The following is a 13,421-nucleotide window of genomic DNA, read 5'->3' on the forward strand; positions in this document are numbered from 1 at the left end:
TCCTTTGGCAAAGTCGCAAGATTCATTGTCATACCGCAGCCACTAACACGGCACCGAGCACCAGCACGGCACCCACGGCGATAGAGGCGGTGTACCAGCGCAGTTGGCCAGTCTCGGTCTTGCTCATGGCGACATGACCGCCACGCGCCATCCGAGGAATCAGGCCGATGCTGCGGTCTACCGGGTCCTTGCGCAGGATGTGGCAGATCAACAGGTACGGTTTGACGAAAAGCTTGTCGTAGATCCAGTCGAAGCCCCAAGCGGCGAACCACCAGGCCGACAGGACGCGGCCGATGCCGCTGTTGGCGACTGCGCTGACGAAGCTGCGCTTGCCCAGGAACAGCAGGGCCGACAGCAGGATACCAGCGATGGCGATGGCACCCGAGGTGATCTCCAGCGCATGCTTGGCTTCACCACCGGCGTGGCCGGCGCTCTCAGGCAGCACGCCTGCCAGCGGCGGGGTGATCCAGGCACCCACGAAGGTCGACAGCACGATCAGCACACCCAGCGGCAGCCAGTGGCTGATGCCGTGACCCGCGTGAGCTTCGGTCTTGGCTTCGCCGTGGAAGGCGATGAAGATCAGGCGGAAGGTGTACAGCGAGGTCATGAACGCACCGACCAGGCCGGCGTACAGCAGGCCGGTGTTACCGCTGGCAAACGCTTCCCAGAGGATTTCGTCCTTGGAGTAGAAGCCCACGGTCACGATCGGCAGGGCGGCCAGGGCAGCACCACCGACCACGAAGCTGGCGTAGGCCAGGGGCAGTTTCTTCCACAGGCCGCCCATCTTGAAGATGTTCTGCTCGTGGTGGCAGGCAACGATCACCGCACCGGAGGCAAGGAACAGCAGGGCCTTGAAGAAGGCGTGGGTCATCAGGTGGAAGATCGCCGCATCCCAGGCGCCAACGCCCAAGGCCAGGAACATGTAGCCGATCTGGCTCATGGTCGAGTAGGCGAGGATACGCTTGATGTCGGTCTGTACCAGCGCGGCGAAGCCGGCCAGTACCAGGGTCACGCCACCGACAACACCTACCAGGTGCAGGATGTCCGGTGCCAGCAGGAACAGGCCATTGGTCCGGGCGATCAGGTACACGCCCGCAGTCACCATGGTTGCCGCGTGGATCAGTGCCGAAACCGGGGTTGGGCCCGCCATTGCGTCGGCCAGCCAGGTCTGCAGTGGCAGCTGGGCCGATTTACCGACCGCACCGCCCAGCAGCATCAGCGTTGCCAGCACCATCCAGGTGTCGCCCGCCTGGAACTTCTGCGGTGCCAGCACCAGCAGTTCCTGCACGTTCAGGGTGCCCAGCTGGGCGAACAGGATGAACAGGCCGATGGCCAGGAACACGTCGCCGATACGGGTAACGATGAATGCCTTGAGCGCCGCGTTACCGTTATTGCGGTTGCTGTAGTAGAAACCGATCAGCAGGTACGAGCACAGGCCTACACCTTCCCAGCCGAAGTAGATGAACAGCAGGTTATCGCCGAGGATCAGGAACAGCATGCTGGCGATGAACAGGTTGGTGTACGAGAAGAAACGCGAGTAGCCGGCTTCGCCACGCATGTACCAGGACGCGAACAGGTGGATCAGGAAGCCGACACCGGTGACCACGCCGAGCATGGTGACCGACAGGCCGTCCAGATACAGGGTGAAGTTCGGCGCAAAGCCGTCCACCGACATCCACTGCCACAGCAGTTGGCTGTACGCGCCACCTTCAGGTGGTGCGACATTGAACTGCCAGATGACATAGGCGGCGGTGGCGGCCGAAAGGCCCACCGAGCCGACGCCGATCAGGGCGGACAGGTTCTCCGAGAACCGCCCGCGCGAGAACGACAGCAGCAGGAAGCCGACGAGGGGGAAGACGAAAGTCAGGAAGAGAAGGTTCATCCGCGCATCTCACTGGCAGCATCGATGTCGAGAGTGTGGAAGCGGCGATACAGCTGCAGCAGGATGGCCAGGCCAATACTGGCCTCGGCGGCTGCCAGGCTGATCACCAGAATGAACATCACCTGGCCGTCGGGCTGGACCCAACGGGCCCCGGCGACGACGAACGCCAGGGCAGAGGCGTTCATCATGACTTCCAGGCTCATGAGCACGAAGAGGATGTTGCGGCGGACCATCAGGCCAACCAGACCTAAGCAGAACAGGATACCGGCGACCGCCAGGCCATGCTCGAGAGGGATAGCACCCATGATTTACTCCTTCGCCTCGTTGCGGCCCAGGTGGAAGGCGGTGACGGCTGCAGCCAGCAGCAGCATCGAGGCCAGTTCGACCACCAGCAGGTACGGCCCGAACAGGCTGATGCCCACTTCTTTCGGGCCCACGGTGGTGCCGCTGATGCCAGCGCCGCTCGGGGCGACGAACAGCACGTACAGCAGTTCCAGCAGCAGCAGGGTGCCGAGAATCACCGGCCCTGCCCAGATGCCGGGCTTGAGCCAGCCCCGTTCCTGGGCGACCGAAGCCGGCCCCAGGTTGAGCATCATCACCACGAACACGAACAGCACCATGATGGCGCCGGCGTAGGCGATCACTTCCAGGGCGCCGGCGAACGGCGCACCCAGTGAGAAGAAGATCATGGCCACGGAGATCAGTGAAATGATCAGGTAAAGCAAGGCGTGCACGGGGTTTGTGCCGGTCACCACCCGAAGGGTGGAGACCACGGCGATCCCGGATGCGAAGTAGAAAGCGAATTCCATCTTTCTGTCCTTATGGGAGCAAGCTCTTCACGTTGATCGGCTCGGCTTCGTTCTGCGCAGCGCCTTTCGGCTTGCCAGCGATCGCCATACCCGCAACACGGTAGAAGTTGTAGTCAGGGTTTTTGCCGGGGCCGGAGATCAGCAGATCTTCTTTCTCGTACACCAGGTCCTGACGCTTGAACTCGGCCATTTCGAAATCCGGGGTCAGCTGGATTGCGGTGGTCGGGCACGCTTCTTCACACAGGCCGCAGAAAATGCAACGCGAGAAGTTGATGCGGAAGAACTCCGGGTACCAGCGACCATCCTCGGTCTCGGCCTTCTGCAACGAGATGCAGCCAACCGGGCAGGCCACCGCGCAGAGGTTGCACGCTACGCAGCGCTCCTCGCCATCGGGGTCGCGGGTGAGGACGATGCGGCCGCGGTAGCGCGGCGGCAGGTACACGGGTTCTTCGGGGTATTGCAGGGTGTCGCGCTTGCGGAACCCGTGGGAGAACACCATGGCCAGGCTGCGCAGCTGTGTGCCGGTGCCCTTAACGATGTCGCCGATATACTTGAACATGGGTCAAATCCTCACTGGGCCGCGACGGCTGGCGTGTTGTAGAGCACGATCGCAGCGGTCACCAGCAAATTGATCAGGGTCAGCGGCAGGCAGAACTTCCAGCTGAAGTCCATCACCTGGTCATAACGTGGGCGCGGAATCGAGGCGCGCAGCAGAATGAACAGCATGATGAAGAACGCGGTCTTCAGGGCGAACCACAGGAACGGCAGTTGCGGCAGGATGCCGAACGGGCCGTGCCAGCCACCGAAGAACAGGGTTACCAGCAGCGCCGAGATGAGGATGATGCCGATGTACTCACCGACAAAGAACATGCCCCATTTCATGCCGGCATACTCGATGTGGTAGCCGTCGGCCAGTTCCTGTTCTGCTTCTGGCTGGTCGAACGGGTGACGGTGAGTCACGGCGACGCCAGCGATGAAGAAGGTGCAGAAGCCGAAGAACTGCGGAATGATGAACCACAGGTTCTGCGCCTGGTACTCAACGATGTCGCGCATGTTGAACGAGCCCACCTGCACCACAACGCCCATCAGCGCCAAGCCCAGGAACACTTCGTACGACACCGTCTGTGCCGAAGCACGCAAGCTGCCCAGCAGGGCGTACTTGTTGTTCGACGACCAGCCGGCGAACAGCACCGCGTAGACTGACAGGCCAGCCATGGCGAAGAAGAACAGCAGACCGATGTTCAGGTCGGCAACGCCCCAGCCCGGTGTGATCGGGATGATCGAGAAGCCGATCAGCAGGGCGCTCATGGCCACGACCGGCGCCAGGGTGAAGATCATCTTGTCGACGAAGGGTGGGTTCCAGTCTTCCTTGAAGAACATCTTCAGCATGTCGGCGGCGATCTGGAACATGCCGAACGGGCCGACACGGTTAGGACCGTAGCGGTCCTGCCACCAGCCCAGCAGGCGGCGCTCGACGAAGCTGAGCAGGGCGCCGCAGACCACTACGGCCAGCAGCACCACGATAGCCTTGACGACCTGGATGATCACATCGATCACTTCGGGGGTGAACCAGCTCATTGTGCTGCCTCCTGCAGACCTTCGACGGATGCACCGAAGATGGCAGGCGGGATGCCGGCCAGGCCTTTCGGCAGCGCGACCAGGCCAGCGCCCAGCTCTTCATTGATGCGCAGCGGCAGGCGCAGGGCCACACCGGCCACGTTCAGGCTCAGCAGGGCGCCCTCGTTGACACCCAGGCGGTCGGCTTCGGACTTGGCCAGGGCCACGTAGGCAGCCGGGATACGTTCTTGTACCGGCGCGGCCCGCGAGGAGCTTTCTTCGCTGCCGAAGAGGTGGAAGAACGGTACCGCGGTCCAGGTGCCACGGGCCGGGTTGAAGGCGCCCGGAATGGCGTTGAACCAGTTCAGGCGATCGCCTTGCGACTCGATCAGGCGTACGCCAGGGTCACCGGCACGCAGGTGGCCACCGACCTCGTCCTGGAACTTGTTCCAGGCTTGCGGCGAGTTCCAGCCCGGCGACCAGGCGAACGGCACCTGCTGGCGCGGTTCGGCGGAGCCCGAGTAACCTTCCATGGAGAAGGCGAACGCGGTGTCCTTGTCTTGCGGGGTGCGCGGTTCGTGCACGCTGATGTTGGCGCGCATGGCAGTACGGCCAGAGTAGCGCAGCGGCTCACGGGCCAGCTTCATGCCCTTGATGCGGAAGGCGGCGCTTGGTGCAGCGTTGACGATGCCGGCCAGTTGCGGGGCGGCTTCGGCGCAGGCGCTGGTAACGTGGTCCAGCTGGGTCCAGTCGACCGGCTTGTTCAGCAGGGTGGCACGCAGGGCGTGCATCCAGCGCCAGCCTTCGTGGATCTGGATGCTGCTGTCCAGGTACTGCGGGTCGAACACCTGGAAGAAGCGCTGGGCGCGGCCTTCCTGGCTGACGAGGGTTCCGTCGCCTTCGGCGAACGAGGCGGCCGGCAGTACCAGGTGGGCGCGGTCGACCGTCGGCGTTTTCGAGTGGTCGGCAACGATCACCACCTTGGCCGCAGCCAGGGCGGCGTCGACCTTGGCGGCCGGCACGCGGGCGTACAGGTCGTTTTCCAGCACGACGATGGCGTCGGCCTTGCCGCTGATGACCGCGTCCAGCGCGGCATCCACGGACTCGCCGCCGAGCATGGCCAGGCCGATGCTGTTGGCCTCAGGTACCACCAGGCTCAGCGAACCGTCCTTCTCGCGCAGCTTCAGGGCCTTGGCGATGTTGGCGGCGGCTTCGATCAGTGCCGGGTCGGCCAGCGAAGTACCGGCGACAACCAGTGGGCGCTTGGCGGCAACCAGCGCGTCGGCGATGCGTTGGGCCAGGGCCTTGGCTTCGTCGTCCAGGCCGGCGACGGCTGGTGCGCTCGGGTCGATGGCGTGAGCCACTGCGAAACCGATGCGGGCCAGGTCGGCAGGCGCGGCGTGCACGCATTCTTCGGCAACGTCGTCCAGCTTGGTTTCAGCCAGCGAGGCAATGAACAGCGGGTACAGCGCGTGCTGGCCGATGTTCTTCACGGCGGCGTCGAGCCATGGCTGCACTTTCATCGCTTCGGCCATGGCCTCGGCCTTGCCCTTGGTGGCCTGGCGCACGGCGAGGGCCACGCGGGCAGCGGTCTGGGTCAGGTCTTCACCGAGCACGAACACGGCGTCGTGGTCTTCGATGTCGCGCAGGGTCGGCACCGGCAGCGGGCTGTTGTTCAGCACGTTCAGGGCCAGGCGCACGCGGGCCAGTTCGCCCGCTTCCATGCCGGAGTAGAAGTACTCGGCACCGACCAGCTCACGCAGGCCGTAGTTGCTTTCAAGGCTGGCGCGTGGCGAGCCGATACCGACGATGGTACGGCCGCGCAGCAGGTCGGCAGCCTTGTCCAGGGCGGCGTCCAGGCCCAGCTTGGTGCCATCGGCCAGGTGTGGCTGGCGTGGGCGATCCTTGCGGTTGACGTAGCCGTAACCGAAGCGGCCGCGGTCGCACAGGAAGTACTGGTTGACCGAGCCGTTGAAGCGGTTTTCGATCCGGCGCAGTTCACCGTAGCGCTCGCCCGGGCTGATGTTGCAGCCGCTGGAGCAGCCATGGCAGATGCTTGGGGCAAACTGCATGTCCCACTTGCGGTTGTAGCGCTCGGAGTGGGTCTTGTCGGTGAACACACCGGTCGGGCAGACCTCGGTCAGGTTGCCGGAGAACTCGCTTTCCAGCACGCCGTCTTCGACACGGCCGAAGTACACGTTATCGTGGGCGCCGTAGACGCCCAGGTCGGTACCACCGGCGTAGTCCTTGTAGTAGCGCACGCAGCGATAGCAGGCGATGCAGCGGTTCATCTCATGGGCAATGAACGGGCCGAGGTCCTGGTTCTGGTGGGTACGCTTGGTGAAACGGTAGCGGCGCTCGTTGTGGCCGGTCATCACCGTCATGTCTTGCAGGTGGCAGTGACCGCCTTCCTCGCACACCGGGCAGTCGTGCGGGTGGTTGGTCATCAGCCATTCGACGACGCTGGCGCGAAACGCCTTGGACTCGTCATCTTCGATGGAAATCCAGGTGCCGTCGGAGGCTGGGGTCATGCAGGACATGACGATACGACCACGGGTGTCGTTCTCGTCGGTGTACTGCTTGACCGCGCACTGCCGGCAGGCACCGACGCTACCAAGCGCCGGGTGCCAGCAGAAATAAGGGATGTCGAGGCCTAGCGACAGACACGCCTGTAACAGGTTATCTGCACCGTTGACTTCGAGCGCTTTGCCGTCTACGTGGATAGTGGCCATTGTTCAAAGTTCTTCGTTGGCCCGCGTGAGCGGGCGTGGCTAATGGAAATCTGTATGCCTGCGGCACGCCACACTTCATGCGGGCCGGCCGACAGGCTGGCGGGTGGCACGGACCACCCGCGTTCTATCTTGTTATGCGCCTACCACAATGGGCTTCGCCAGGTTCGGGCGCAGGGTGCCAGCGCTTTCCGGTGCTACACCGGCCTCGAACTCCGAGCGGAAGTATTTGATGGCACTGCCCAACGGCTCCACCGCCCCCGGTGCGTGAGCACAGAAGGTACGGCCGGGGCCGAGGAAGTTGACCAGGCCCAGCAGCGTCTCGATGTCTTCGGCGCGGCCCTGGCCGTTTTCCAGTGCGCGCAGCATCTTCACGCTCCACGGCAGGCCGTCACGGCATGGGGTGCACCAGCCGCAAGACTCGCGGGCGAAGAACTCTTCCATGTTGCGCAGCAGCGACACCATGTTGATGCTGTCGTCCACCGCCATGGCCAGGCCAGTACCCATACGGGTGCCGACCTTGGCGATGCCACCGGCGTACATCTGCGCGTCGAGGTGCTCGGGCAGCAGGAAGCCGGTACCGGCGCCGCCTGGCTGCCAGCACTTGAGCTTGAAGCCATCACGCATGCCACCGGCATAGTCTTCGAACAGCTCGCGGGCGGTGACGCCAAACGGCAGCTCCCACAGGCCTGGGTTCTTCACCTTGCCGGAGAAGCCCATCAGCTTGGTGCCGTGGTCTTCGCTGCCTTCGCGGGCCAGCGACTTGTACCAGTCGTTGCCGTTGGCAACGATGGCTGGCACGTTGCACAGGGTTTCGACGTTGTTCACGCACGTCGGCTTGCCCCACACGCCGACGGCGGCAGGGAAGGGCGGCTTGGAGCGCGGGTTGGCGCGGCGGCCTTCCAGCGAGTTGATCAGTGCAGTTTCTTCACCGCAGATGTAACGGCCGGCACCGGTGTGCACGAACAGCTCGAAATCGAAACCGGAGCCCAGGATGTTCTTGCCCAGCAGGCCGGCGGCCTTGGCTTCATCAATGGCGCGGTTGAGGTTTTTCGCCGCCGTGGTGTATTCGCCACGCAGGAAGATGTAGCCACGGTAGGCCTTCAGGGCGCGGGCGCTGATCAGCATGCCCTCGACCAGCAGATGGGGCTGTTGCTCCATCAGCATGCGGTCCTTCCAGGTGTTGGGCTCCATTTCGTCCGCGTTGCACAGCAGGTAGCGGATGTTCATGGATTCGTCTTTGGGCATCAGGCCCCACTTCACGCCAGTGGGGAAGCCTGCGCCACCACGGCCCTTGAGGCCGGAGTCCTTGACGCTCTGCACGATATCGTCTTGCGACATCTCGCCCAGCGCCTTGCGGGCAGCAGCGTAGCCGTTCTTGGCCTGGTATTCGGCCAGCCAAACAGGCTCGCCGTCGTCACGCAGGCGCCAGGTCAGCGGGTGGGTTTCGGCCGAGCGCGCAATGCGGTTGGCCGGGCCGAAGGAAGTAATGGTCATACGTAACCCTCCAGCAATTGGGTGACGCCAGCGGGCTGCACGTCGCCAAAGGTGTCGTCGTCGATCATCAGCGCCGGGGCCTTGTCGCAGTTGCCCAGGCAGCACACCGGCAGCAGGGTGAAGCGGCCGTCGGCGGTGGTCTGGCCGAGGCCGATGCCCAGCTCGCTCTGGATCTGGCTGACGACCGATTCATGGCCGCCGATGTAGCAGACCATGCTGTCGCACACGCGGATGATGTGGCGGCCAACGGGCTGGCGGAAGATCTGGCTGTAGAAGGTGGCTACACCCTCCACGTCGCTGGCCGGGATGCCCAGCACCTCGCCGATGGCGTGGATGGCGCCGTCCGGCACCCAGCCACGTTCCTTCTGGACGATCTTCAGGGCTTCGATGGACGCCGCGCGCGGGTCTTCGTAGTGATGCATTTCGTGCTCGATGGCCGAGCGCTCTGTTTCGCTCAGGGCGAAACGGTCTGTCTGGATAAGCGTGCTGTTCATGCTTAGCGGTCCACGTCAGCCATAACGAAGTCGATACTGCCCAGGTACGCAATGAGGTCGGCGACCATGCTGCCTTTGATCACCGAAGGGATCTGCTGCAGGTGCGGGTAGCTCGGGGTACGGATCCGGGTGCGGTAGCTCATGGTGCCGCCATCGCTCGTCAGGTAGTAACTGTTGATGCCCTTGGTCGCCTCGATCATCTGGAACGACTCGTTGGCCGGCATGACCGGGCCCCACGAGACTTGCAGGAAGTGCGTGATCAGGGTCTCGATGTGCTGCAGGGTGCGCTCTTTCGGTGGCGGCGTGGTCAGCGGGTGATCCGCCTTGTACGGGCCTTCCGGCATGTTGCGCAGGCACTGGTCGATGATGCGGATACTCTGGCGCATCTCCTCGACACGGACCATGCAGCGATCGTAGGCATCGCCGTTGTGGGCCAGCGGTACTTCGAACTCGAAGTTCTCGTAGCCGGAGTAGGGGCGGGCTTTGCGCAGGTCGAAATCGCAACCGGTGGAGCGCAGGCCGGCACCGGTGGTGCCCCATTCCAGGGCTTCCTTGGTGTTGTATGCAGCAACGCCAATGGTACGGCCCTTGAGGATGCTGTTCTGCAGGGCAGCCTTGGTGTACTCGTCGAGGCGCTTGGGCAGCCATTCAACGAAGTCCTTGACCAGTTTCTCCCAGCCGCGCGGCAGGTCGTGGGCGACGCCGCCGATGCGGTACCAGGCCGGGTGCAGGCGGAAACCGGTGATCGCTTCGATCACGGTGTAGGCGCGCTGGCGGTCGGTGAAGGTGAAGAATACCGGGGTCATGGCGCCAACGTCCTGGATGTAGGTACCCAGGAACAGCAGGTGGCTGGTGATGCGGAAGAACTCGGCCAGCATCACGCGGATAACGTCGACCTTCTGCGGCACCTTGATGCCCGCCAGCTTTTCCACCGCCAGTACGTACGGCAGGTTGTTCATCACCCCACCGAGGTAGTCGATACGGTCGGTGTAGGGGATGAAGCTGTGCCAGGACTGGCGCTCGGCCATTTTTTCGGCACCACGGTGGTGGTAGCCGATGTCCGGTACGCAGTCGACGATCTCTTCACCGTCCAGCTGCAGAACGATACGGAACGCACCGTGCGCCGAAGGGTGGTTAGGGCCGAGGTTGAGGAACATGTAGTCCTCGTTGGCGCCCTGACGCTTCATGCCCCAGGCTTCCGGGTTGAAGCGCGCCGACTCTTCTTCAAGCTGTTGCTTGGCCAGGGTCAGGCTGTAGGGGTCGAACTCGGTGGCACGGGCCGGGTAGTCCTTGCGCAGCGGGTGACCTTCCCAGGTGGGCGGCATCATGATGCGGCTGAGGTGCGGGTGGCCGGCAAAGTCGATGCCGAACATGTCCCACACTTCGCGCTCGTACCAGTTGGCGTTTGGCCAGATACCGGTCACGGTCGGCAGGTTCAGGTCGCCTTCGCTCAGCGACACCTTGATCATCACGTCACTGTTACGCTCGATCGACAGCAGGTGGTAGAACACACTGAAGTCGGCGGCCGGCAGGCCACGGCGCTGGGTGCGCAGGCGTTCGTCCACGCCGTGCAGGTCGTACAGCATGCTGTAAGGCTTGGCGACACCGCGCAGGAAGCTGAGCACCTCTTTGAGCTGGGCGCGCTTGACCCACAGCACGGGCATGCCGGTGCGGGTTTCCTGGGCGACGAATGCTTCGGCGCCAAAACGGTTGTTCAGTTCGACGACCACATCCTGGTCGTCAGCCTTGTAGGGCGGAATATAAATAGCGTTGTCCGCTGTCATGGTCTCGGTCGCTTTGGGTCAACGTTAAGAATGAAGCCAGGCCGCCGGCTCCAGGGGGAGCGGGCGGCAGGTCGCTGGATCAGACTTCGTCGGGGCTGCGCAGGTTGGTTACTGCAATGCGCTGCTCACGACGCAGGTCTTTCTGGGCTGGCATCTCGGCACGGTAAATACCTTGATCACCAACAACCCAGGAAAGCGGGCGTCGTTCTTGGCCGATCGACTCCTGCAACAGCATCAAGCCTTGCAGGAAAGCCTCAGGGCGTGGCGGGCAGCCAGGCACATAGACGTCCACAGGGAGGAACTTGTCGACCCCCTGAACGACCGAGTAGATGTCGTACATGCCACCGGAGTTGGCGCACGAACCCATGGAAATGACCCATTTCGGTTCGAGCATCTGCTCATACAGGCGCTGGATGATCGGCGCCATCTTGATGAAGCAGGTGCCGGCGATGACCATGAAGTCGGCCTGACGCGGCGAGGCCCGGATGACTTCGGCGCCGAAGCGGGCGATGTCGTGGGGTGCCGTGAATGCCGTGGTCATTTCCACGTAGCAGCAGGACAGGCCGAAGTTGTACGGCCAGAGGGAGTTCTTGCGACCCCAGTTGACCGCGCCACGCAGCACATCTTCGAGTTTCCCCATGTAGATGTTCTTGTGGACCTGGTCCTCCAGCAGTTGGTCGGTGACGGTTTCCCGTTCACCTACCGGGTACTGCTCGTTAGGCGCATCCGGATCGATTCTGGTGAGATTGTATTGCATTGCCAAAGCCTCATTGTTTCAGCTTCGCTTGCCGCTTGCGGCGACCTTCGGGAGCCCAATCAAGAGCACCGACGCGCCATAGGTAGACAAGACCTGCCAACAGAATTGCTATGAAAACGAGTGCTTCGACGAACCCGGTCCAGCCGCTTTCGCGGACGGACACAGACCATGCAAAGAGAAAGAGGGCTTCGATATCGAAGATCACGAACAGCATCGCGACCAGATAGAATTTGGCGGACAGGCGCAGGCGGGCGCTGCCGACGGGCAGCATGCCGGATTCGAAGGGTTCGTTCTTGGCGCGGCCCCAGGCCTTGCTACCGAGCAGGCTGGACAGGCCGAGCATGAAGGCACACAGGCCGACGACACCCAGGAGGAAGATGGCAAAGCCCCAGTTGTGGGCGATGAGTCCTGCCGAATCGGACATGCTAGAGATCCTTATACAGAGACCCAGCTCTGCAGTCTGAAATAAGTAGAGCGGCGACGTGGTGTCGCAGGTGCAGTGACCAAATGTCGCAGCTGAATCAATCGCGCTGATTTTATGGGTAAACCCGGTGCAAGTAAAATTTCTGTCGCAAATTTATTCGTAGGATTAAGAACAAAAGGCAGTCGTAAATGGCTGAAAGCCTTGATATTCGGGCATTGCGTGCGGTTTTGTTAATTATGTTTCTTGCGACTGGTAACGAATTACAACTTTCGTAATGATAATTAATATCATTTGACCTGATGCTATGTAATTTGGCTGTTCTGTGCCTTGTAAAGTTCATCTGGCGACTCCCCCTACTTGCAAATGCGAAAGACTCCTGTTCTAACAGCTTCCGACGCTGCGCGCACCGCTCTGGGTCAATACTTTATCGGTTGAGCGTTGACTCGCTGATGCCGCAATCGCCCACTGGCCGAGCCAGTAGGTGAGGATGATCAGGTACGGCGCGGCGGCGAACGGGCTGACAAAGCGGTCGATGCCGATCATGCTGTCGGAGAGCACGAACAGGCCGGCGCCGATTGCGACCAGCCCGCCACAGGCCAGGGCGCGCCAGAGCATGGCGCTGATGGCCAGGGCGTACAACGCGACAGGGATCAGCAACGGGCCGAGGCCGTGGCTGGCCAGTACGCCGAGCAGCGCGATGCCGGTGATGGCGCTGAAGATCAGTGCGGGCAGGGCGGGGCGCAGGGTAATGCCGCAATAGCCGCGCAGGTAAGCCAGGTGGGCACATAGGAAGGCGGCCAGGCCGAATACGAACAGGTCGGCGGGGATGGCCAGCATTATGTCGCCGAGTACCGAGAAGCCCAGGCCGATCGAGATCCACTTGCGATAAGGTGTGGCCGGGACGCCGCGCAGCCAGGCGACAAGCGCCAGGACGGGAACGGGTTTGGCCAGCAGGGCGAGCAGGGTATTGTCGCTGGCCAGTGCATATATATAGAGGGCGGCGGCGGCCAGGGCCAGAATCATCAGGTGGCTTGGACGAGGCATGGGCGGTCCTTGCTGCTGTGCTGCCTCAAGCATAGACGTGATTGTGGGGTTTGCTGGTGACGCCATTGGATTGTGTTAGGGCTGGCATGGGCCTGGCGAAAGGAATGCGACGCCTGTGAGATCGAGCGCCGCCCGCCTTGTCTGTCCCCTTCGATATTGAAGGTTGCATCACTGCTCTTAATTATTCTCCAGCCATGCACCCAGGGTGCGCGCGCCTATGGCTCAGGAATAATTGGCCCGAAACAAATGTGGGAGCGGCCTTGTGCCGCGAAGCGCCGCGCGGGCGGCGCTCGATTTGAGGAGCGCCGCAACAATCAAGCCGGGCGCTTCGCCGCCCTGACGCAATCGGGCGCAGAACACCTGACAGGCAGCGGGCGGATGGCAGCCAAACAGGAAAGAAAGGAGCGAGTCATGCTGAAAGTTGTCCCCGACCCACCCCACAAC

Annotated in this window: 13 protein-coding genes; all 13 read right to left on the reverse strand. The window is 62.7% G+C overall.

What is annotated here, in order from left to right:
• Positions 1-28 precede the first annotated feature (28 nt).
• Positions 29-1,882, reverse strand: coding sequence for an NADH-quinone oxidoreductase subunit L (nuoL, locus tag AC07XM_RS23505; protein WP_016488225.1), 1,854 nt, complete (start codon positions 1,880-1,882; stop codon positions 29-31).
• Positions 1,879-2,187: an NADH-quinone oxidoreductase subunit NuoK gene (gene nuoK / locus AC07XM_RS23510; RefSeq protein ID WP_003251446.1), complete on the reverse strand. Its 309-nt coding sequence runs from the start codon at positions 2,185-2,187 to the stop codon at positions 1,879-1,881. The genes nuoL and nuoK overlap by 4 nt, the downstream gene beginning before the upstream one ends.
• Before the next feature lie 3 nt (positions 2,188-2,190).
• Entirely contained in the window at positions 2,191-2,691 is a 501-nt protein-coding gene (gene nuoJ / locus AC07XM_RS23515; protein ID WP_016488224.1) for an NADH-quinone oxidoreductase subunit J, read from the reverse strand.
• Between the two features lie 10 nt (positions 2,692-2,701).
• Positions 2,702-3,250 carry an NADH-quinone oxidoreductase subunit NuoI gene (gene nuoI, locus AC07XM_RS23520; protein ID WP_016488223.1) on the reverse strand — a complete coding sequence of 183 codons (549 nt, stop codon included), beginning with the start codon at positions 3,248-3,250 and terminating at the stop codon, positions 2,702-2,704.
• An 11-nt stretch (positions 3,251-3,261) separates the two neighbouring features.
• Positions 3,262-4,269, reverse strand: coding sequence for an NADH-quinone oxidoreductase subunit NuoH (gene nuoH / locus AC07XM_RS23525; RefSeq protein WP_016488222.1), 1,008 nt, complete (start codon positions 4,267-4,269; stop codon positions 3,262-3,264).
• A complete protein-coding gene (nuoG, locus tag AC07XM_RS23530) occupies positions 4,266-6,980 on the reverse strand; it encodes an NADH-quinone oxidoreductase subunit NuoG (protein WP_060516973.1) in 2,715 nt (904 codons plus the stop codon). Before nuoG ends, nuoH begins: the two co-directional genes overlap by 4 nt.
• A gap of 132 nt (positions 6,981-7,112) precedes the next feature.
• A complete protein-coding gene (nuoF, locus tag AC07XM_RS23535; protein WP_016488220.1) occupies positions 7,113-8,474 on the reverse strand; it encodes an NADH-quinone oxidoreductase subunit NuoF in 1,362 nt (453 codons plus the stop codon).
• On the reverse strand, positions 8,471-8,968 hold the full coding sequence (gene nuoE, locus AC07XM_RS23540) for an NADH-quinone oxidoreductase subunit NuoE (RefSeq protein WP_016488219.1): 498 nt from the start codon (positions 8,966-8,968) through the stop codon (positions 8,471-8,473). Before nuoE ends, nuoF begins: the two co-directional genes overlap by 4 nt.
• Positions 8,969-8,970: 2 nt before the next feature.
• The gene (nuoC, locus tag AC07XM_RS23545) at positions 8,971-10,752 is read right to left on the reverse strand and encodes an NADH-quinone oxidoreductase subunit C/D (RefSeq protein WP_016488218.1); all 1,782 of its coding nucleotides are present in this window, start codon (positions 10,750-10,752) and stop codon (positions 8,971-8,973) included.
• Positions 10,753-10,831: 79 nt separating this feature from the next.
• Positions 10,832-11,509, reverse strand: coding sequence for a NuoB/complex I 20 kDa subunit family protein (locus tag AC07XM_RS23550; protein ID WP_012313769.1), 678 nt, complete (start codon positions 11,507-11,509; stop codon positions 10,832-10,834).
• Between the two features lie 10 nt (positions 11,510-11,519).
• On the reverse strand, positions 11,520-11,933 hold the full coding sequence (locus tag AC07XM_RS23555) for an NADH-quinone oxidoreductase subunit A (RefSeq protein ID WP_003251427.1): 414 nt from the start codon (positions 11,931-11,933) through the stop codon (positions 11,520-11,522).
• Between the two features lie 381 nt (positions 11,934-12,314).
• On the reverse strand, positions 12,315-12,977 hold the full coding sequence (locus tag AC07XM_RS23560; RefSeq protein WP_172455947.1) for a lysoplasmalogenase: 663 nt from the start codon (positions 12,975-12,977) through the stop codon (positions 12,315-12,317).
• 222 nt (positions 12,978-13,199) lie between these two features.
• Positions 13,200-13,421, reverse strand: a 222-nt coding sequence (locus tag AC07XM_RS23565; RefSeq protein WP_218277027.1) for a hypothetical protein, incomplete at its 5' end; no start/stop codon positions are given.

It is taken from the genome of Pseudomonas sp. GW460-LB5, assembly GCF_059423245.1.